Here is a 19,688-nt window from a genome sequence, read left to right on the forward strand (position 1 = left end):
CCTTCGCGTCACGCCGGCATGTGCGGAGCCTGTCAGGCCTCCATCACGTCTTCGTCCGCATCCTCGGGCCCGCCCATCATGTCGAAGTCGAGCCCGTGGCTGGCACGGATCTTGTCCTCGATCTCGTTTGCGATCGCCGGATTGTCGCGCAGGAACTGCTTGGCGTTCTCCCGGCCCTGGCCAATGCGTTCATCGCCATAGGAATACCAGGCGCCGGATTTGTTGACCACGCCGGCGATCACGCCGAGGTCGAGCAGTTCACCGGTCTTGGAGATGCCATCGCCATACATGATGTCGAAATCGACCTGCTTGAACGGCGCGGCAACCTTGTTCTTGACCACCCGCACGCGGGTTGCGTTTCCGACAACCTCGTCGCGGTCCTTGACCGAGCCGATGCGGCGGATGTCAAGCCGCACGGAGGAATAGAACTTGAGCGCGTTGCCGCCCGTGGTCGTTTCGGGGCTGCCGAACATGACGCCGATCTTCATCCGGATCTGGTTGATGAAGATCACCATGCAATGCGACTTGCTGATCGAGCCGGTCAGCTTGCGCATCGCCTTGCTCATCAGACGCGCCTGCACGCCGACGCTCGAATCGGCCATGTCGCCCTCGAGTTCGGACTTCGGCGTGAGCGCGGCAACGGAATCGACGATCACCATGTTGACCGCGCCCGAGCGCACCAGCGTATCGGTGATCTCCAGCGCCTGCTCGCCCGTATCGGGCTGAGAAATCAGCAATTCGTCGATATCGACGCCCAGCCTCTTGGCATATTGCGGATCGAGCGCGTGCTCGGCATCGACGAAAGCGCAGACGCCACCCTTTTTCTGCTGTTCCGCGATGCAGTGCAGCGTCAGCGTCGTCTTGCCCGAACTCTCCGGACCGTAGATTTCGATGATCCGCCCCATCGGCAGGCCGCCAATCCCCAGCGCGATGTCGAGCCCCAGCGAGCCCGTCGAACTGGCCTCGATCTCCTGGATTGCGCCCGGCGCGCCCAGCTTCATGATCGAGCCCTTGCCGAACTGCCGTTCGATCTGCGCCAGAGCGCTGTCGAGAGCCTTCTGCTTGTCGGAATTCTTCCGGTTGTCCATCGAGAGTAGATCCGCCATGTCCTGTTCCGTCCTTATTGTCATACCCCGCGCGGGGCGGCAATCGCTGCTTTGTTCGCCTCTTGTTCCAATTAGGACCAAAAGGAGAACATTTCAATCGAAATCTTCCCGTCGCCACTCTTGCGCGTCGAGGTTAAGAAGTGGTGTACATCCGCGGGTCAGCGGAAAAATGCGGAAGGATGGCCGAATTGCTGGTTTTTTTTGCCGAACGGCTGGTGTTCTTGTCGGTGCCCAAGACCGGCACCACCGCCTATGAGAACGCGTTGAAGGCGCGCGCCGACATCGCTGTGACGAACCCGCCCGAACTCAAGCACGCGCCCGTCTACCGCTACAACCGCTTCTTCCGCCCGATGTTCGAGAAGGCCTGCAAGGTCGAGATGGAGACCCTGGCGGTGATGCGCGAACCGATCAGCTGGCTGGGCAGCTGGTACCGCTATCGCCGCCGGCCCTTCATGCAGGGCAAGCCGAATTCCACCGATGCGGTCAGCTTCGACGATTTCGTCTCGGCCTATGCCCAGGGCATGCCGCCCGGTTTCGCCGATGTCGGCAGCCAGGCCCGCTTTCTGGAGAGCCGGCCGAATGGCACCGGCGTCACCCATCTGTTCCGCTACGAGACGCCCGAGCGTCTGGATGCCTTTCTGGAAGACCGCCTCGGCGTTCGCCCCGAAACCCGGCGCGAGAATGTCTCACCGGTCATGGACCTGACACTGTCGCCGCGGACCGAATCCAAGCTGCGCCGCAAATGCGCCGCGGAATTCGCTCTCTACGACTCGATCCCCTGAGGTCAGTGCAGCTGTTGATGCACCGTCTCCGTCAGCTGGCTCAGCGAGAAGGGCTTGGACAGGAACACTGAATTCGGCACCGCCACCTCCCCGCCGTCAAAAGCCCCTTCGGCATAGCCCGAGACAAAGACCACCCGGACATTCGGCCGCGCCTTCAGCGCCTCGCGCACCCAGCTCGGTCCGTCCATGCCGGGCATCACCACATCGGTGACAAAGATATCGACGGCCAGGGTGGGATCTTCCAGCGTGCGCAGCGCATCCTCGGCCGATTCCGCCTCGAGCACCGTGTAGCCGCGCAGCCGCAAGGCACGGCTGGCGAAGGCGCGCACCGGTGCCTCGTCCTCGACCAGCAACACCACCCCTTCCCCATGCTTCGGGGCCATCGGTTCCCGTATCCTGGCCTCGGGCTGCGGTTGCTCTGCCTGCCCGGCATGCGCCGGGAAATACATCGTGAAAACAGACCCCTGATCCGGCACGCTGTCGACGAAGATATATCCGCCGGTCTGCTTGACGATGCCATAGGCCGTCGACAGGCCCAGCCCCGTCCCCTCGCCCGTCCGTTTGGTCGTATAGAACGGCTCGAACACCTTCGACAACTTGTCCGCCGCGATGCCGATTCCCTCGTCACTGACACGCACGCAGACATAATCACCCGGCGGCACCGTCGCGCGGTCACGCTGAAGCGGCTCGACCAGCGTGGCGATCTCGGTCTCGATACAGATTTCGCCGCCCTCGGGCATGGCGTCCCGCGCGTTGACCACCAGGTTCATCAGCACCTGTTCCAGCTGCCGCTTGTCGGCACGGATCGGACTGAGCACGGCATCGTGTTTCAGCGTCAGCGTTACCCGTTCTCCCACCAGCCGGTTCAGCAGATGCGTCAGATCGGACAGGGTGTCCCGCAGGTCGATCACCTCGGGGCGCAGGGTCTGCTTGCGCGAAAAGGCCAGAAGCTGACTGACCAAAGCCGCCGCGCGATTGGCGTTCTGGTTGATCTGCACAAGGTCGCCATAATCCTGATCACCCTGATCGTGTCGCAGCAACAACAGGTCGCAATGTCCTGAAATCGCGGTAAGAAGGTTGTTGAAGTCATGCGCGACACCGCCCGCCAGCTGACCGATGGCCTGCATCTTCTGGCTCTGCACGAACTGCGCCTCCAGCGTCTTCAGCTCGGTCGCGTCGTTCAGCACGGCGATCAGCAGCGGCTCGCCCTGTTCGCTGACGCAGCTCAGGGCGACCTGCACGAAGACTTCCTTGTCGGCCCGCCGAAGCCGCAGGAATTCAGAATTCTTGGTCACTGTCCCCTGCAACGTGGCTTCCAGCCAGTCGTCGATGGGCCGGCCCAGGCCTTCCATGACCTCGTTCAGATGCGTGCTTGCACCGATCTCGGCCCCGATCAATGCCTGCGCAAGCAGGTTCGCCGCCAGAACCTGCCCGGACGGCGCGATCTTGAGCATCGGCACCGGCAGGGTTTCGAAGACCGCGCTGTGGTCCGTTCCGCTGCCGCCTTCGATCGGGACGAGGAAGATCTCGCGCCTTCCGGAGCGGGTGGGGATTTCGGTCACCACCGCGTCGCAGGTGCCCCCGGCAGTGCGAATCCTGTTCACCCTCCGCGGCATCACCGGCAGGCGGGTGAACAGCGCCTCGAGCGATTTGACCCGCCCGCCCGCGAGGCTGCGCGCCGCGTCGTTCATGAAAAGGACCGCGCCGGATCGGCCCACCGTCAGCATGGGCACCGGCAGCGTCTGCGGGGTGTAGGCCGCGCCGGGACGGTCGGCAATTTCTTCGATGCGCCAGAGAAATCCCAGGTCTGCGCGCTGCACCGCGATCCGCGCCTGGCCGGCGCCGGCCGCCACCTCCTCGCGCGCCCCGCCATGGCGCTCGGCCACGGCCTGCAACCGATAGATCGCGGCGGCGGGATTGGCGAAAAGGCCGCGCAGGGTGTCGGCAAGTGCAGCGCCGCCGCTGTCGCAAAAGCGCTCTTCCGCAGCAGGATTGCGGGCGACAATCGCTCCCTTCGGGTCCACGATCAGGCAGGGCACCGGGTCATGGACGATCAGGCTGCGCAGCACGCGTGCCGCATTCCGCCGCCGGCACGCCAACACTCCGCGCCATAGGGCCAGGCCGCCTGCCACCAGACCCAGCGTCAGCGCGACCGTCGTGCCAAGGCGCGCCCAGGGTTCGGGCGGATTCAGCCCGACCACGGCCAGACCCAGCGCCGCAGCCAACGCGACCAGCCAGACGCCCCGCAGGGCCAGGGGCATCGGCGCTCTGAACGCTGATGGCCACAGGGTTAGTCGAGGGCTCACTAGGACAGATCTCCCGAAAAGGGATTCGTTCGATGACACCTTCCGGCCAAATTGGTTAAATAGTGATTAACGCCCCCTTAACGGTGTAAAGAGGTCGCTCCGACCGTGCGGTCAGGTGAGCTGGGCCGTGTAGAACCCATCGGTATCACCCGTCAGCGGCCAACGCTGTTCATACACCAGCGCGAAAGATGAATGACCCGCCATAAACGCCTGAACCTGCGACTCATTTTCCTCGGTCAGCACAGAGCAAGTCGCATAGGCCAGCACACCGCCCGGCGTCAACAAGCCTGCCGCCGCGTCGAGAATATCGCGCTGAACTTCCCGAAGCGCATCAAGCCGCTCGGCGGTCAGGCGCCACTTGCCATCCGGAGCCCGCCGCCACGATCCGCTGCCTGAACAGGGCACGTCGCACAGGATCAGATCGAACCGACTCGCCCGTTTCAACGCAGCACCGTCCAGAAGTGCAACCTGTGCGCCGGCCCTGTCGGCCCGCGCCGGCAGATCCGCAAGCCGTTGCGGCGCGGCGTCATGCGCAAAAACCGACACGCCGCCGCGCGCCGCGATCGCCAGCGTCTTGCCGCCCCCTCCGGCGCAGTAGTCCAGAACGCGCATCCCCCGCCGCAGCGGCAGCGCCTCGACCACCGCCTGCGAAGCGGCGTCCTGCAATTCAACCAGACCGTCGATATAGGCCGCCGCATTGCGCAGCCTGCGCGCGCCGTCCGTGACCTCAAGGGCTGTCGCGGCGGCCGGATGCGGTCGCGCTTCGACGCCGTCCCGTGCCAGCGCCGCGATGGCGCCGTCTCGGTCGGTGCGGGCGATGTTCACCCGCAGATGCACCGGCGCACGATGTCTCAGCGCTTCGGCAGCGGCGACGGCCTGATGGCCCAGACTGGAAACGAACCGGGGCCAGAGCCAGTCGGGTACATCCGCCGCCTCCGCCCCCGGTTCCGGGTCGTGTCCCGCCGCCCGCTCGATGTCCGACATCACCTCTGGCCCGTAACCGCCTCCGGTGAAAAGGGAATCGGGGTCCTGCCCTCTGCGCCGCAGCAGCCCCAGCAGAATGCCGCGTCCGGTCTCGGCGCCGCCCAGCGCCGCAAGCGAACGCCGCGCGCGCAGCCCGTCGAAGACCAGATCACGCACCGCCGCCCGGTCACCAGACCCGGCGAAGCGGCTGGCGCGGGCCCAGGAGGTCAGAACCTTCTCGGCGGGCGCGCCGTCCAGAATGCGGTCCAGGCAGTCGATCGCCGCCTGCACCCGCGCGGCAGGCGTCATTACATCACCCGGTAGTTCGGGCTTTCGCGCGTGATCGTCACGTCGTGCACGTGGCTTTCCTTCAGCCCGGCGCCGGTGATCTTCACGAACTGACAGTTCTGGCGCATCTCGTCGACCGTGGCGCAGCCGGTATAGCCCATCGCCGCGCGCAGGCCGCCAACCAGCTGGTGAATGACCGCTGCTGCCGAACCCTTGTAGGGCACCTGGCCTTCGATCCCTTCCGGGACCAGTTTGTCGCTGGCCGCATCCTTCTGGAAATAGCGGTCAGCCGATCCGCGTGCCATCGCGCCGAGACTTCCCATGCCACGGTAACTCTTGAAGCTACGTCCTTGATACAGAATGACTTCCCCCGGAGATTCATCCGTTCCGGCGATCATGCTGCCGACCATCGCGCAGGAGGCCCCCGCCGCGATCGCCTTGGCGAAGTCACCCGAGAACTTGATGCCCCCGTCCGCGATGACGGGCACATCGCCCGCCGCGGCGGCACAATCCATGATCGCCGTCAGCTGCGGCACACCGACACCGGCGACGATCCGCGTGGTGCAGATCGAGCCGGGGCCGATCCCCACCTTGATCGCATCAGCCCCTGCACCGATCAGAGCGCGCGTGGCTTCGCCCGTGGCGACGTTGCCGGCCACCACCTGCACCTCATTCGACAGCTTCTTGGCGCGCTCCACCGCCTTGGCGACGCCTTCGCTGTGGCCGTGGGCGGTGTCGATCACGATCATGTCCACGCCCGCGTCCACCAGCGCCTCGGCCCGCTCGAATCCCGCGTCTCCCACGGTCGAGGCGGCGGCGACCCGCAGCCGCCCCAATTGGTCCTTGCAGGCGGTCGGGTTCAGCACGGCCTGTTCGGTGTCCTTCAGCGTCAGCAGGCCGGTCAACTTGCCATTCTTGTCGGTGACCAGCAGCTTTTCGATCCGCCGCGCTTTCATCAGGCTGATCGCTTCGTCGCGGTCCGCCGGTTCGGTCAGGACCGCCAGATTGTCGCTGGTCATCATCACCCGCACCGGCGTGCGGTCGTCGCTGGCAAAGCGCATGTCGCGGTTGGTAACGATCCCGACCACGCGGCCGCTTTCATCGACCACCGGGAAGCCTGTAACGTTGTAGCGTTCCTGCAGGGCCTTAGCATCGGCCAGCGTCTGATCCGCGCGCAGGGTGATCGGGTTATAGACGATGCCGGATTCGAACCGCTTTACCCGGCGGATTTCCTCGGCCTGTTTCAGGATGTCGAGGTTGCGGTGCACGACCCCGATGCCGCCGGCCTGCGCCATGGCAATGGCCATCCGCGCCTCGGTCACCGTATCCATCGCGCTGGAAAGCAGCGGAATGTTCATGCTGATGCTGCGCGTCACGCGGGTGCGCGTGTCGGCTGTCGATGGCAGGACAGAGCTTGCCGCCGGCACCAGAAGAACGTCGTCGAATGTGAGCGCCTCACGAATCTGCATACCCGAATCCTCAAGCAGTGTCCCGTTGGCGGCAACCCTATCGCACGGTTTGTCACCGGGGAAAAGGGGGGCACAATATCTGGCGAAAACCGGTCGATCCGCACTCGACCCCCGCCCGGAAGACAGGCAGATTGCGCCGACTCGACGGCCATCGGAGACCGCCCGGATGCTGGAAACCACCCTCGCTCGCCTGCAGGCCCTCGCCGACCCCGAGCGCGCGGCCCACAATGCCGACTATCACAAGGCCCCGCGGGTGTATCTGGGGGTTGCGGTGCCAGTGCTGACGGACCTTGCGAAAGACCTGCGCAGCGAGCTGAACCTCGACGCCGATGTCGATCGGCGTATCGCGCTGGCCGACGGCCTCTGGCAGACCGATATCCACGAGGCGCGCCTGCTGGCAGCCAAGCTTCTGGCCCAGGCCCGCATCCGGCCCGACGAGGGCGTCTGGCGGCTGATCGCCTCCTGGGTCCCGACTTTCGACGCCTGGGCCATCGCCGATCACGCCTGCGACGCCGGCCAGCGCCGGGTTGTCGCCGACCCGTCGCGGCTGGACGAGGTCGAGACCTGGACAAGCTCCGACCACATGTGGTCGCGCCGGGCCGCGCTTGTCATCACCCTGCCCTGGACCAAGCAGAACCACCCCTCGCCCGAGGATCTTGCCACCCGCGACCGGGTTCTGGGCTGGGCCGCCACCTATGTCGACGACCGCGACTGGTTCATCCAGAAGGCCGTCGGCTGGTGGCTGCGCGAACTGTCCAAGCACGACCCAGATCGGACCCGCGCCTTCATCGCGACCTATGGCGAGCGGATGAAGCCCTTTGCCCGCAAGGAAGCCCTGCGCCACCTGCGCTGACGCCGTTCCCCCTTGTCGCCCACACCGGCGCGCTTTACGTATAGCGGCATGACCCCTGCACCGCTCATCGACCCGTTTGCCCGCGCGATCACCTATCTGCGCGTCTCGGTCACCGACCGCTGCGACTTCCGCTGCGTCTACTGCATGTCCGAGAACATGACCTTCCTGCCCAAGAAGGACCTCCTGACGCTGGAAGAGCTGGACCGCATGTGCACGACCTTCATCGGTCTCGGCGTGCAGAAGCTGCGCATCACCGGCGGCGAGCCGCTGGTGCGCAAGGGCATCATGACCTATTTCCGCGCCATGACCCGCCATCTGGAATCGGGCGCCCTGAAAGAGCTGACGCTGACGACCAACGGTTCGCAGCTCGAGAAATACGCGACCGATCTCTTTGATGCCGGGGTGCGGCGTATAAACATCTCGCTCGACACGCTGGACGAGAAGAAGTTCGCCGACATCACACGCTGGGGCCGCCTGCCCCAGGTGCTGCGCGGGATCGACGCGGCCCAGGCGGCGGGCCTGCGGATCAAGATCAACGCCGTGGCGCTCAAGGGCTTCAACGAGGACGAGCTGCCGCGCATGACCGAATGGTGCGCCGAGCGCGGCATGGACCTGACCTGGATCGAGGTCATGCCGATGGGCGACATCGGCAACGAGAACCGGCTTGGCCAGTTCTGGTCGCTGAAGGACGTGCGCGCGGCCTACGCGCAGAATTACACCGTCACCGATCTCGCCGAACGCACCGGCGGCCCGGCGCGCTATGTGCGGCTGGAAGAGACCGGGCAGAAGATCGGCTTCATCACGCCCCTGTCCCACAATTTCTGTGAAAGCTGTAACCGTGTGCGGCTGACCTGCACGGGTAAACTCTACATGTGCCTCGGGCAGGAAGACATGGCTGACCTGCGCGCCCCGCTGCGCGCCCATCCCGACAGCGACATCCCGCTGCAGGAGGCGATCCGCGCAGCGATTTCGCACAAGCCCAAGGGCCACGACTTCGACTATTCGCGTCAGCGGCTCGACGGGCAGATGTCGCGCCACATGAGCCATACGGGCGGCTGATGTCGGCGCCCTTGGCCGGCGAGCCGCTGTCGCTGCGCGGCTACCGCTGGCTTACCTCCGCCGCACTGCCATTCTTCCTGCGCTCGACCACCGCCAAGCTGCGCGAGGCCCATGTGGACGAAGTTCGTCTCGGCGAAAAGGACGGCCGCGCCAGCCTGCCCCGTCCGGCTGCACCGCTGGTCTGGTTCCATGCCGCCAGCGTCGGGGAAAGCCTGCTGGTGCTGACCCTGCTCGCCAAGCTGGCCGCCCGGTTGCCCGGTCACGAGTTCCTCATCACCTCGGGCACCGCCACCTCGGCCGAGATGCTGGCCCGCCGGATGCCGCAACGGTGCCGCCATCAGTTTGCGCCGCTCGATGCGCCGGGTCCGGTCGCCCGCTTTCTCGACCACTGGCGCCCAGACGCGGGGATATTTGTGGAAAGCGAGCTCTGGCCGCTGCTGCTGACAGAGGCGGGCCGGCGCGCGATCCCCATGGCGCTGCTGAACGCGCGGCTTTCGGCGAAATCGGTCAAGGGCTGGGCCCGCTTTCCCGCCGCTGCGGCGCGTGTGCTCTCCGTATTTCGCCTGATGATCGCCCAGAACGACGAAGCCGCCCAGAACCTGCGCGCCTTGGGCGCAGACCCGGCCCGCGTCAGTACGGGCGGCAATCTCAAGTCCTTCTCCCCTCCGCCGCCGGTCGACTCGGGAACTTTGGCGCAGTTGCGCGATGCGCTTGGGACCCGCCCGGTCTGGGCCGCGAGTTCGACCCACCCGGGCGAAGAGGCGGTCGCGCTTGCCGCCCACTCGACGCTGCTCGCCCGCTGGCCCGACCTCTGCCTGATCCTCATCCCCCGCCACCCCTCCCGCGGCGGCGAGGTGGCGCGGCTGATCCGCGAGAGCGGGCTAACCGTCGCCCGGCGCAGCCTTGGCGAATGGCCCGACACGGCGCAGGTGTTTCTCGCCGACACGCTGGGAGAGACGGGTACCTGGTATGCCGCCGCGCCCATCGTCTTTCTCGGCGGCTCGCTGCAGCCGATCGGCGGGCACAATCCCTTCGAGCCTGCCCAGGCTGGCGCCGCGGTATTGACCGGGCCACATGTGACGAACTTCACCGAGACCTTCACGCCGCTGGTGGCGTCGGGTGCCGCGCGCGAGGTGCAGGATGCCGCCAGCCTGGCCGGGGCCGTCGCCGCGTGGCTGGACGAGCCCGATAAGCTGGCGCAGGCCCGCGACGCCGCGCGTCGGTTTGCGGCCGACAGTCGTGCGTCGCTCGACGGTCTGGCCGACCGACTTTGCGCGGCGCTGGAACTCGCGCAATGACCGAGCTGTTTGTCACCAACCTCAATCCCAATTTCACAGGCGTTTCGGCAACCGCGGCCAATGTCATTCGTCAGCAGACCGCGCGCCATGACCTGTCGCTGGTGGGCTATCCCCTGCCCGGCTGTCCCGCGCCGATCTCGGTCGCCGAGGCGCGGAGAAACAGCCGTCTACCGCCTCCGGGGCGGCCCTTCGCTATCTGGCATGTCCGCCGCAACCCCGAGATGCGCGCCGGGATCTGGGCGCGCGACGTGCTGCGCCTGCCGATCCGGCTGGTCTTCACATCGGCTGCGCAACGGCGGCATTCGGCCTTCCCGCGCTGGTTGATCTCGCGGATGGATGCGGTGATCGCGACGACCGAGGCGGCGGCGCGCTTCGTTCCGCATGTCCGCGCCGTGGTTCCGCATGGCGTCGATACCGACCTGTTCCGCCCGGCGTCCGACCGCGCCGCCGCCTGGGCTGCGCTGGGATACGGCGGCACGATGGGCATAGCCACCGTGGGTCGCGTGCGCCCGGAAAAGGGCACCGACCTCTTTGTCGAGGCGATGCTGCGCCTGCTGCCCGACCTGCCCGGCGTCACTGCCCTGGTGGTCGGACGCGCCGGGCGCGAGCATCAGAAATTCGACCTCACCCTGAAGGACCGGGTGCAGCGCGCCGGTCTGGCCGACCGCATCCGCTTTGTCGGCGAACTGCCGCCCGAGCGGTTGGCCGCGCTGATGCCGGCGCTGTCGCTGGTGATGCAGCTGCCGCGATACGAGGGCTACGGAATGGTGCCGCTGGAGGGAATGGCCGCCGGGACCCCCTTCGTCGCCTCGGAGGCGGGCTATTACACCGCCTTCTCGGCGCAGGGCCGCACCGGCACTGTGGTTCCGCAGGAGGCCGCCACCGCGGCCGCCGAGGCCGCCCGCGCCCTGCTGGGCGACCCCGCCCGCTACGGCGCCGCCGCCCGCGCCGCGCGCGAGGTGGCCGAGGCGCAGTTCAGTGCCCGCGCCGAGGCCGATGGCATCGGCGCGGTCTACGACCAGCTCTGGGGCTGAGGGGACTCCAGGCGGGGCGATCTGCGCGCGCAGGAACGCCGTTACGCCGCCGGCATCCGCCGCTCGACGATCTCGGCCCACCAGGAACAGCCCGCCGGAATCGCCTCGTCGTTGAAGTTGTATTTCGGGTGGTGCACCATCGCCGTGTCGCCGTTGCCGACCAGGATATAAGCCCCGGGCCGCTCCTCGAGCATGAAGGCGAAATCCTCGCCCCCCATGACCAGCGGCGCCTCGTCACAGCCGCCTGAAACGGCGCGGGCCACCTCGGCGGCGAATGCGGTCTGTTCCTCGTGGTTCACCATGACCGGATAGCCGCGATTGTATTTCACCTCGACCGATCCGCCGAAGGTCGCGGCGATGCCGGCGCAGATCTCCTTGATCCGACGCTCGGCCAGGTCGCGCATCTCCTTGCTCATCGTGCGCACCGTGCCCTTCATCTGCACCTTCTGCGGGATCACGTTGAAGGCTTTCGAGGAGGTCTCGAATGAAGTCACCGAGACCACCACCTTGTCGATCGGATCGGCGTTGCGGCTGGCGATGGTCTGCAGCGCCAGCACCGCCTGCGCCGCCATCACCGTGGTGTCCACCGTCTCGTGCGGCTTGGCGGCGTGGCCGCCCCGGCCTTCCCAGGCGATGTCGAACTGGTCGGTCGCGGCAAAGAAGGCGCCGGGGCGGATCGAGAAGCTGCCCGCCGGGCGGCCTGGCCAGTTGTGCATCCCATAGACCTCCTGGATGCCCCAGCGCTCCATCATCCCGTCGTCGCACATCTCCTTGCCGCCACCGCCGCCCTCTTCGGCGGGCTGGAAGATCACCACGACGGTACCATCGAAATTGCGCGTCTCCGCCAGGTATTTGGCCGCGCCGAGCAGCATCGCGGTATGCCCGTCATGACCGCAGGCATGCATCGCATTGGCGGTCTTGCTGGCATAGGCCACGCCGGTCTGTTCGTGGATCGGCAGCGCATCCATGTCGGCGCGCAGGCCGATCACCTTGCCCGAGGTATTGCTCTTGCCCCGGATCACGCCGACGACCCCGGTCCGTCCGATGCCCGTCACAACTTCCTCGCAGCCGAACTCCTTCAGCTTCTCGGCCACCAGCGCCGAGGTGCGGTGCGTCTCGAACAGGATCTCGGGATGGGCGTGAATGTCCTGACGCCAGGCGGCGATTTCGGGCTGGAGTTCGGCAAAGCGGTTCTTGACGGGCATGATCGGTCCTTTCGGGGTTCTGACGTCGCCGGCATCTTCTGCCCGAAACCGCGGATGTGCAACGCCCCGCCGTGCGCGGCATTGCGACGGACAATCGGGGGCTCTGCCCCCGCCGCGCCTGCGGCGCGACTCCCCGGGATATTTCAGGCAAGAGGAAGGTGCAGGCGCCCCGTCAGGCGGGCAGCCGGGCGCGGACTTCGGCCATGAAATCCTCGCCGCGCTTCTCGAAGTTGTCGTATTGGTCGAAACTTGCGGCCGCCGGGGCCAGCAGGACCGTATCGCCTGGCTGGGCTTCGGCCATCGCGCGTTCGACCGCCCGCGCCATGGTGGTGCAGACCTCGTAGTCGACGTCGAGTTGCAGCGCGAAGGCCGCGGCCTCGCGCCCGATGACATAGGCCTTGGCCACCGCGCCGGTCTGGCCCTTCAGGGCGCCCAGGCCGCCTTCCTTCTCGAGCCCGCCGCAGATCCAGCGGATGCGCGGGAAGGCCGCCAGCGCCTTGATCGCGCTGTCCACATTGGTGGCCTTGGAATCGTTGACAAAGGTGACGCCCCCCGCCGCGGCGACGATCTGGCTGCGGTGCGGCAGGCCCGGATAGCTGTGCATCGCCCCCTCGATCACCTTGGGCGGCAGGCCCAGCGCACGCGCCACCGCATAGGCGGCGCAGGCGTTCTGGTGGTTGTGCGCACCCGGCAGGCCGGGGATGCCGCGCAGGTCGATCGCCGCGACCTGCCGGCCCTTGCGCCATTCCGCCAGGAACCCCTTGCGCGCGAAGACGGTCCACCCCGGTCCGCTCAGCTTCTGCCCGGAGGAGACCCGGATCACCCGGTCGTCCGCCGCACCCTCGGCCATCTGGTTGGCCAGGAACCGCCCTTCCACCTCGTCCACGCCGATCACAGCCCGGTCCGGTCCGCCCTCGGCGAACAGCCTCCGCTTGGCCGCGAAATACCCGCCCATGCCGGCGTGGCGGTCCAGGTGATCTGGCGAGAGATTGGTGAAGACCGCGATATCGGGTGTCAGCGAGCGGGCCAGATCGGTCTGATAGGACGACAGCTCCAGCACCACCACCTCGCCATCCGCCGCCGGCTCGAGGTCGAGCACGCCGCGTCCGATGTTGCCCGCCAGCTGTGTTGGCCGCCCGGACGAGTCCAGGATGTGATGGATCAGCGCCGAGGTCGTCGACTTGCCGTTCGAGCCGGTGACCGCCACCACACGCGGCGCAACATCGAAGCCCTCCCAGTCCTCCACCGCGAAGGAGCGGAAGAACAGCCCGATGTCATTGTCGACCGGCACGCCGGCGGCCAGCGCCGCCGCCACCACCGGATTCGGCGCGGGGTAGAGATGCGGGATGCCAGGCGAAACGATCAGGGAGGCGATGGCATCGAAGGCGCCGGCGCGCAGAAGATCGGTGCAGGCGAAGCCCTCGGCCTCGGCCTTCTCGCGCGCGGCCGGACTGTCGTCCCAGCAGATGGCCTCGGCCCCGCCCGCGACCAGCGCGCGCGCCGTAGCCAGGCCCGACCGGCCAAGACCCAGCACCGCCACTTTTTGCCCGTTGACACCCTGTACCGGAATCATGCCCGTCTCCTGCCTTGCGCCCGGCCGCACAATGCGGGCAAGCGCGGGCCGCCACAAGGTGCCCGGTTGCGTGCCTCACCCGCCCGTGGAACAAGCGCACCACGAGGAGCCGCACCATGACCGACCGACTGCAAGAGGTATTGACTGACGTCGACGCCGAACTGCGCGAAAGCGCGGACTGGGGCCATGTCGCCACCTATATCCCCGAACTTGCCCGCGTTCCGCTGCATCAGCTCGCCATCGCCGTCGCCACTGCCGACGGCCGCCTGATCACGGCGGGCGACGCCGATACCCGCTTTTCGATCCAGTCGGTCAGCAAGGTCTTTGCCCTTGCGCTGGCGCTGGGCCGGTCGGGCGACCAGCTCTGGACTCGAGTCGGGCGCGAACCCTCGGGCAGCGCCTTCAACTCGATCGTTCAGCTGGAATACGAGCGCGGTATCCCGCGCAATCCCTTCATCAACGCTGGCGCCATCGTTACCACCGACGAGATCCTCGGCGGCCGCCCCCCGCGCGAGGCGCTGGCCGAGTTGCTGACCTTCGTGCGCACCGCCGCCGGCGACGACGCGATCTACATCAACGAGGCGGTCGCCACCTCGGAAAAGGCGCATGGTCACCGCAACGCCGCGCTGGCGAATTTCCTCTACGCCTGCGGGAACCTCAAGAATCCGCCCGAGATGACGCTGGGCACCTATTTCCACCAATGCGCCATCGAGATGACAGCAAAACAACTGGCCCTCGCCGGCCGCTTCCTGATCGCCGCGCCAGGAATGCCGCGCCTGGTTTCGAAGGCGCGCCTGCGCCGGCTTTGCGCGGTGATGCTGACCTGCGGCCACTACGACGCCTCGGGCGATTTCGCCTTTCGCGTCGGTCTGCCCGGCAAGAGCGGGGTCGGCGGCGGGATCCTCGCCATCGTGCCCGGACAGGCCTCTGTCGCGGTCTGGTCGCCGGGACTGAACGCCAATGGCAACTCCAAGCTGGGCACCGAGGCGATGGAGCGCGTCGCGGCGCGGATGGACTGGTCGGTGTTCTGAGCGGCCAACGGTTCGGCATTGACCTCGCTCCGGCGATGGACGTCTATCGGCCATGACCCTTCGCAGAGCGACCCAGTCCGACGCTTCCAGCCTTGCCGCCATCGCGATCGAGGTCTGGATCGGCACCTATCTCAAGAAGGGCGTCAGCGCCTTTTTTGCCGATTATGCGCTGGAGAACTTCACACCGGCAAAGATGCGGGCGCTGCTGCGCGACCCCGGACAGTTCATTCTGGTTTCGGAGAACGACGAAGGCATTGACGGGTTCATCCGGGTGTCACGCGCTAGCCCGGCCCCGGTTCCCGGTTGCTCGGACGTGGAAATCGCGACCTTCTACGTGCAGCCGCGCCATCACGGCAAAGGGATCGGAAAGCGCCTGCTGGCCGCAGCGCTGGAGCATTGCGCCAAGATGAGCGCCGATTCGGTCTGGCTGACCACCAATGCGGAGAACGATCCGGCCATCGCCTTCTATCTCGCCCTCGGTTTCGAAAAGGTTGGCGAGACGCATTTTCGCATTCAGGACCGGAGCTATCTGAACAACGTCTATGCGCTGACAGTGCCCTGATGTGGCGGCGTGAAAGGGCAGCCGCAGGGCCAGAAAATGCGGCAGAACAACCCCACCCCAGAAAAATCAAGCATTTTCAGCCACTTGACCCCCCGTCCTAGCTGGGACGCCCTAGCGGACCTTTAGCGTCGCCAGCCCGATCATCGCGAGGATCAGCGAAATGATCCAGAAGCGGATCACGATGGTCGGCTCGGCCCAGCCCTTCTTTTCATAGTGATGGTGGATCGGCGCCATCAGGAACACCCGCTTGCCGGTCCGCTTGAAGTAGAGAACCTGAATGATCACCGACAGAGCCTCGACCACGAACAGACCGCCAACGATGGCCAGCACGATCTCGTGCTTGGTCGACACCGCGATGGCACCCAGCGCCCCACCCAGCGCGAGGCTGCCGGTATCGCCCATGAAGACCGCCGCGGGCGGGGCGTTGTACCACAGGAACCCCAGCCCCCCGCCGAAGAGCGCCGCGGTGAAGATCAGGATTTCGCCCGTGCCGGGAACATAGTGAACGTCCAGATATTCCGAAAACACCGCATGGCCGACGGCGTAGGAGATCACCCCAAGCGTGGTCGAAGCGATCATCACCGGCATGATGGCCAGCCCGTCCAGCCCGTCGGTCAGGTTCACCGAATTGGCGGCTCCCACGATCACGCAGATCCCGAAGGGAATGTAGAGCAGACCCAGGTTGATCAGCGTGTTCTTGAACACCGGCAGGGCCAGTTGGCCCTGCAGCGCGGCCGGGTGATATTGCGCGGCCCAGAAGGTCGCGATACCCGCGATCAGGATACCGAGCAGCATCCGGACCTTGGCGGGCACGCCCTTGGTGTTCTGTTTCGAGACCTTCGCATAGTCGTCTGCGAAGCCGATCAGCGCATAGGCCAGCGTCACGAAAAGGACGAGCCAGATGAAGGGATTGTCAAGCCGCGCCCAGAGCAGTGTCGCCGTTGTCAGCGCGCCGACGATCAGCAGCCCGCCCATTGTCGGCGTGCCCGCCTTGACGAAGTGCCCCGCCGGACCATCGTCGCGGATCGGCTGGCCCTTGCCCTGCCGGCGGCGCAGCACCGCGATCAGCGGGCGGCCAAAGACAAAGCCGAACAGCAGCGCCGTCAGAAAGGCTCCACCCGCGCGGAACGTGATGTAGCGGAAGAGGTTGAAAAAGTCCCCGCCATCGCTGAGCGCGGTGAGCCAATAGAGCATGTTGAAGAGATCCTACTCATCATCGTCAGGGCCACCGGCCCCGGAATCGCCGGGCGCCCCATGACCCATTTTCCGGATCGCGTCAACGATCCGCGCCATCTGCATCGATAACGAGCCCTTGACCAGCACAACATCGCCGCTGTCGAGCTTGTGGCGCACGCCCTTGGCCATCTCCTCGGACGTGGCGCACCAGCCCCCGCGCCGCGCTTCCGGCAGCGCGTCGTAGAGGTGCCGCATCAGGGGGCCGATGCAATGCACCGTGTCGATGGAGACCATCGCGGGATGATCGGCCAGCGCGGAATGCAACGCGGCCGCATCGGGGCCGAGTTCCTTCATGTCGCCCAGAAAGGCGATCCTGCGCCCCTGCGAAACCCGCCCCGTATCGTGGCGCACACGCGCCGCAGCCAGCACCTCGAGCGAGGCGCCCGTCGAAGTGGGGTTGGCGTTGTAGGCGTCGTCATAAAGCTCCAGCGTCAGATCGGTCTCGACCGGGTCGAGACGGATCACTTCGCGAGTGCCCCGGCCCGAGACCGGCCGCCATCGTCCGATCGCCTGAAGGGCCAGCGCCAGGTCGGCGCCCAGCGCCTCGGCCGCGGCCAGGGCGCCCAGCGCATTCATGGCAAAGTGCTTGCCCGGTGTCGCCAGCTTGAACAGCACCGGTTCGCCCCGAGCCGTGGCTTGAACCACTGTGGTGTCCCCGGCCAGTTGCACGTCTTTCAGCACGTAGTCGTGTCCATGCCAGCCAAAGCCGATGTCGCGCATCCGCAGGTCAACTGCCTTGGCGGCGAGAATCGCAGCGGTTTCGATATCGTGGTTGATCACCGCGACGCCGCCCGGCTCGAGGCCTTCGAAGATCGCAGCTTTCTCCACCGCGATGGCCGGCACGTTCGGGAAGGCTTCGAGATGCACCGCAGCGACATTGGTGACCATGGCGACATGCGGCCGTGCCATACGCGCCAGCGGTGCAATCTCGCCCGGATGGTTCATGCCGATCTCGATCACCGCGAATTCGGTATCCGCGGGCATACGCGCCAGAGTCAGCGGCACACCCCAGTGATTGTTGTAACTGGCGACCGAGGCATGGGTGCGGCCCTGGTCGGACAGGATTTGCGCCAGCATCTCCTTGGTCGAGGTCTTGCCCACGCTGCCGGTGATCGCGACCACCTTGGCTCCGGTGCGCGCCCGACCCGCACGGCCCAGCGCTTCCAGCCCCGCCTGCACGTCCTTGACGATCAGCAAAGGCGCATCTGCCGCCACGCCTTCGGGCACATGTGTCACAAGTGCCGCCGCCGCGCCGCTGTCGAGCGCCTGGGCCACGAAGTCATGTCCATCGCGTGCGGCTTTGAGCGCGACGAAGAGATCGCCGGGCTGCAGCGTCCGCGTGTCAATGGATACACCGCTTGCCGTCCAATCTGCCTTAGTCTTCCCGCCGGTGGCGGCAGCGGCCTCGGCCGCGGTCCAGAGTGTCATGGCAGCCCCCCGTCCAGAACGCTAAGGGCCATGCTGGCCTGCTCCACATCATCGAAGGGCAGCACGTCGTCGCCAACGATCTGACCTGTCTCATGACCCTTCCCGCAGATCATAAGCGCGTCGCCGGGCTCCAGCATGTCGACCCCGCGCAGGATCGCCTCGGCCCGGTCGCCCACCTCGGTTGCGTGGGGCGCGCCGTCCATCACGGCGGCGCGGATCGTCGCCGGCACTTCGGAGCGGGGATTGTCGTCGGTGACGATCACGACATCGGCGTATTCCGTCGCGGCCTTGCCCATCAGCGGGCGCTTGGCCCTGTCTCGGTCGCCCCCGGCGCCGATGATCGCGATGAGCCGTCCCATAACATGCGGACGCGCCGCAGCGAGAGCGGTGGCGATGGCGTCGGGGGTATGGGCGAAATCCACGAAGACAGCGGCACCATTCTGACGCCTCCCGGCCAATTGCATCCGGCCCCGCACCGTCGTCAGATGCGGCAGGGTATTGAACACATCCGCCGGCTCGTCGCCGCAGGCGATGGCCAGAGCGCAGGCCGTCAGCACGTTCGACGCCTGGAAACCGCCGATCAGATCAAGTCGGCTCTGAAACGTCTTGCCGCCAAAGGAAAATCTCAGATCCTGCCCGGTCGCGTCAAACCGCTGCGCCAGCAGGCTCAGATCGCCGACGCCATGGCCCACGGTGATCACCCGCTGCCCGCGTGCGGCCGCGATGGCGCGCATTTCGGCACCGCGCGGGTCGTCGATATTGATGACAGCGGTGCCTTCCTCGGGCAGAACCCGTCGAAAAAGTCCCGCCTTTGCTGCAAAGTAGGCCTCGAAGCTCGTGTGATAGTCGAGGTGGTCCTGGGAGAAATTCGTAAACCCGGCGGCCGTCAGACTGACGCCATCAAGGCGACGCTGTTCCAACCCGTGGGACGACGCCTCCATTGCCGCATGGGTGACCCCCGCAGCGGCGGCCTGCGCCAGAACGCGATGCAGGGTGATCGGTTCGGGCGTCGTATGCTTGAGCGGCGCGCTCCAGGCGCCCTCGACGCCGGTGGTGCCGACATTGACCGCGCTATGACCCAGTTCCGCCCAGATCTGCCGGGTGAAGGTGGCCACCGAGGTCTTGCCGTTGGTGCCGGTCACGGCAACCATGGTGGCCGGCTGCGCGCCGAACCAGAGAGCCGCAGTGTAGGCCAGCGTCTGGCGCGGATCGTCGCTCACGATCAACGCGGCCTGCGAGTCGGCCAGCGCCTCGGCAGCGATTTTGGCGCCCTGGGCGTCTGTCAGGATTGCCGCCGCGCCCTTGCCGAGTGCAAAGGATATGAATTCGCCGCCGTGGACCTTCGTGCCGGGCAGAGCCGCGAAGAGGTGCCCAGGCCGGGTGTCGCGGCTGTCCACCGACAGGCCGGTGATCAGCGGATCCCGGCCGCCGATAGCGGTAAGGGCCAGCTGACGCAGCCGCTTGGAAGTTCCGTCCGACGCCATGCCCGCCCCCC

16 protein-coding genes are annotated in these 19,688 nt (G+C 66.6%); 7 read left to right on the top strand and 9 right to left on the bottom strand.

The window, feature by feature from the left end; all coding sequences use genetic code 11:
- Positions 1–32: 32 nt before the first annotated feature.
- Positions 33–1,106 (bottom strand): recombinase RecA, encoded by a 1,074-nt coding sequence (gene recA, locus ACFO5X_RS09890; protein WP_380717224.1) that lies wholly within the window; start codon positions 1,104–1,106, stop codon positions 33–35.
- A gap of 188 nt (positions 1,107–1,294) precedes the next feature.
- Here recA and ACFO5X_RS09895 point away from each other — a divergent pair, with 188 nt between their 5' ends.
- The gene (locus ACFO5X_RS09895) at positions 1,295–1,888 is read left to right on the top strand and encodes a gamma-glutamyl kinase (RefSeq protein WP_380717225.1); all 594 of its coding nucleotides are present in this window, start codon (positions 1,295–1,297) and stop codon (positions 1,886–1,888) included.
- A gap of 2 nt (positions 1,889–1,890) precedes the next feature.
- Here the strand turns inward: ACFO5X_RS09895 and ACFO5X_RS09900 are convergent, their stop codons facing one another.
- From ACFO5X_RS09900 to guaB, 3 genes are all read right to left on the bottom strand, one after another.
- The gene (locus ACFO5X_RS09900; RefSeq protein WP_380717226.1) at positions 1,891–4,149 is read right to left on the bottom strand and encodes a hybrid sensor histidine kinase/response regulator; all 2,259 of its coding nucleotides are present in this window, start codon (positions 4,147–4,149) and stop codon (positions 1,891–1,893) included.
- A 156-nt stretch (positions 4,150–4,305) separates the two neighbouring features.
- Entirely contained in the window at positions 4,306–5,466 is a 1,161-nt protein-coding gene (locus ACFO5X_RS09905) for an RsmB/NOP family class I SAM-dependent RNA methyltransferase (protein ID WP_380717227.1), read from the bottom strand.
- Entirely contained in the window at positions 5,466–6,914 is a 1,449-nt protein-coding gene (gene guaB / locus ACFO5X_RS09910) for an IMP dehydrogenase (RefSeq protein ID WP_380717228.1), read from the bottom strand. Before guaB ends, ACFO5X_RS09905 begins: the two co-directional genes overlap by 1 nt.
- 166 nt (positions 6,915–7,080) lie before the next feature.
- Here guaB and ACFO5X_RS09915 point away from each other — a divergent pair, with 166 nt between their 5' ends.
- The 4 genes from ACFO5X_RS09915 to ACFO5X_RS09930 are packed head-to-tail and all read left to right on the top strand — an operon-like array spanning position 7,081 to position 11,158.
- A complete protein-coding gene (locus ACFO5X_RS09915; RefSeq protein ID WP_380717229.1) occupies positions 7,081–7,767 on the top strand; it encodes a DNA alkylation repair protein in 687 nt (228 codons plus the stop codon).
- Between the two features lie 48 nt (positions 7,768–7,815).
- Positions 7,816–8,826, top strand: coding sequence for a GTP 3',8-cyclase MoaA (gene moaA / locus ACFO5X_RS09920; protein WP_380717230.1), 1,011 nt, complete (start codon positions 7,816–7,818; stop codon positions 8,824–8,826).
- Complete coding sequence (locus ACFO5X_RS09925) at positions 8,826–10,124, top strand: 3-deoxy-D-manno-octulosonic acid transferase (RefSeq protein ID WP_380717231.1); 1,299 nt, start codon at positions 8,826–8,828, stop codon at positions 10,122–10,124. The genes moaA and ACFO5X_RS09925 overlap by 1 nt, the downstream gene beginning before the upstream one ends.
- Positions 10,121–11,158: a glycosyltransferase family 4 protein gene (locus ACFO5X_RS09930; protein WP_380717232.1), complete on the top strand. Its 1,038-nt coding sequence runs from the start codon at positions 10,121–10,123 to the stop codon at positions 11,156–11,158. The genes ACFO5X_RS09925 and ACFO5X_RS09930 overlap by 4 nt, the downstream gene beginning before the upstream one ends.
- Before the next feature lie 41 nt (positions 11,159–11,199).
- On the opposite strand, the gene ACFO5X_RS09935 is transcribed toward ACFO5X_RS09930, so the two are convergent.
- The gene (locus ACFO5X_RS09935) at positions 11,200–12,363 is read right to left on the bottom strand and encodes a M20 aminoacylase family protein (RefSeq protein ID WP_380717233.1); all 1,164 of its coding nucleotides are present in this window, start codon (positions 12,361–12,363) and stop codon (positions 11,200–11,202) included.
- A gap of 172 nt (positions 12,364–12,535) precedes the next feature.
- Positions 12,536–13,936: a UDP-N-acetylmuramoyl-L-alanine--D-glutamate ligase gene (gene murD / locus ACFO5X_RS09940; protein ID WP_380717235.1), complete on the bottom strand. Its 1,401-nt coding sequence runs from the start codon at positions 13,934–13,936 to the stop codon at positions 12,536–12,538.
- A gap of 116 nt (positions 13,937–14,052) precedes the next feature.
- Between murD and ACFO5X_RS09945 the strand changes: the two genes are divergently transcribed.
- Together ACFO5X_RS09945 and ACFO5X_RS09950 are read left to right on the top strand one after the other, a co-directional pair.
- Entirely contained in the window at positions 14,053–14,967 is a 915-nt protein-coding gene (locus ACFO5X_RS09945; protein ID WP_380717236.1) for a glutaminase, read from the top strand.
- A gap of 52 nt (positions 14,968–15,019) precedes the next feature.
- Positions 15,020–15,529, top strand: coding sequence for a GNAT family N-acetyltransferase (locus tag ACFO5X_RS09950; RefSeq protein ID WP_380717237.1), 510 nt, complete (start codon positions 15,020–15,022; stop codon positions 15,527–15,529).
- A 111-nt stretch (positions 15,530–15,640) separates the two neighbouring features.
- On the opposite strand, the gene mraY is transcribed toward ACFO5X_RS09950, so the two are convergent.
- The 3 genes from mraY to ACFO5X_RS09965 are packed head-to-tail and all read right to left on the bottom strand — an operon-like array spanning position 15,641 to position 19,677.
- Positions 15,641–16,723: a phospho-N-acetylmuramoyl-pentapeptide-transferase gene (gene mraY / locus ACFO5X_RS09955; protein WP_380717238.1), complete on the bottom strand. Its 1,083-nt coding sequence runs from the start codon at positions 16,721–16,723 to the stop codon at positions 15,641–15,643.
- Positions 16,724–16,735: 12 nt separating this feature from the next.
- Positions 16,736–18,193, bottom strand: coding sequence for a UDP-N-acetylmuramoyl-tripeptide--D-alanyl-D-alanine ligase (locus tag ACFO5X_RS09960; protein WP_380717239.1), 1,458 nt, complete (start codon positions 18,191–18,193; stop codon positions 16,736–16,738).
- Positions 18,190–19,677, bottom strand: coding sequence for a UDP-N-acetylmuramoyl-L-alanyl-D-glutamate--2,6-diaminopimelate ligase (locus ACFO5X_RS09965; protein ID WP_380717240.1), 1,488 nt, complete (start codon positions 19,675–19,677; stop codon positions 18,190–18,192). The genes ACFO5X_RS09960 and ACFO5X_RS09965 overlap by 4 nt, the downstream gene beginning before the upstream one ends.
- Between the last annotated feature and the right edge of the window lie 11 nt (positions 19,678–19,688).

This window comes from Seohaeicola nanhaiensis (assembly GCF_042654245.1).
GTDB classification, from domain to species: Bacteria; Pseudomonadota; Alphaproteobacteria; order Rhodobacterales; family Rhodobacteraceae; genus Seohaeicola_A; species Seohaeicola_A nanhaiensis.

Bases quoted from the DNA above. Each gene is read 5' to 3' on its own strand.
- ACFO5X_RS09925 (WP_380717231.1), top strand. From the start codon at position 8,826: ATGTCGGCGCCCTTGGCCGGCGAGCCGCTGTCGCTGCGCGGCTACCGC.
- ACFO5X_RS09965 (WP_380717240.1), bottom strand. From the start codon at position 19,677: ATGGCGTCGGACGGAACTTCCAAGCGGCTGCGTCAGCTGGCCCTTACC.
- recA (WP_380717224.1), bottom strand. From the start codon at position 1,106: ATGGCGGATCTACTCTCGATGGACAACCGGAAGAATTCCGACAAGCAG.
- ACFO5X_RS09900 (WP_380717226.1), bottom strand. From the start codon at position 4,149: ATGCCCCTGGCCCTGCGGGGCGTCTGGCTGGTCGCGTTGGCTGCGGCG.
- ACFO5X_RS09950 (WP_380717237.1), top strand. From the start codon at position 15,020: ATGACCCTTCGCAGAGCGACCCAGTCCGACGCTTCCAGCCTTGCCGCC.
- murD (WP_380717235.1), bottom strand. From the start codon at position 13,936: ATGATTCCGGTACAGGGTGTCAACGGGCAAAAAGTGGCGGTGCTGGGT.
- guaB (WP_380717228.1), bottom strand. From the start codon at position 6,914: ATGCAGATTCGTGAGGCGCTCACATTCGACGACGTTCTTCTGGTGCCG.
- ACFO5X_RS09915 (WP_380717229.1), top strand. From the start codon at position 7,081: ATGCTGGAAACCACCCTCGCTCGCCTGCAGGCCCTCGCCGACCCCGAG.
- ACFO5X_RS09945 (WP_380717236.1), top strand. From the start codon at position 14,053: ATGACCGACCGACTGCAAGAGGTATTGACTGACGTCGACGCCGAACTG.
- moaA (WP_380717230.1), top strand. From the start codon at position 7,816: ATGACCCCTGCACCGCTCATCGACCCGTTTGCCCGCGCGATCACCTAT.
- ACFO5X_RS09935 (WP_380717233.1), bottom strand. From the start codon at position 12,363: ATGCCCGTCAAGAACCGCTTTGCCGAACTCCAGCCCGAAATCGCCGCC.
- mraY (WP_380717238.1), bottom strand. From the start codon at position 16,723: ATGCTCTATTGGCTCACCGCGCTCAGCGATGGCGGGGACTTTTTCAAC.
- ACFO5X_RS09905 (WP_380717227.1), bottom strand. From the start codon at position 5,466: ATGACGCCTGCCGCGCGGGTGCAGGCGGCGATCGACTGCCTGGACCGC.
- ACFO5X_RS09930 (WP_380717232.1), top strand. From the start codon at position 10,121: ATGACCGAGCTGTTTGTCACCAACCTCAATCCCAATTTCACAGGCGTT.
- ACFO5X_RS09960 (WP_380717239.1), bottom strand. From the start codon at position 18,193: ATGACACTCTGGACCGCGGCCGAGGCCGCTGCCGCCACCGGCGGGAAG.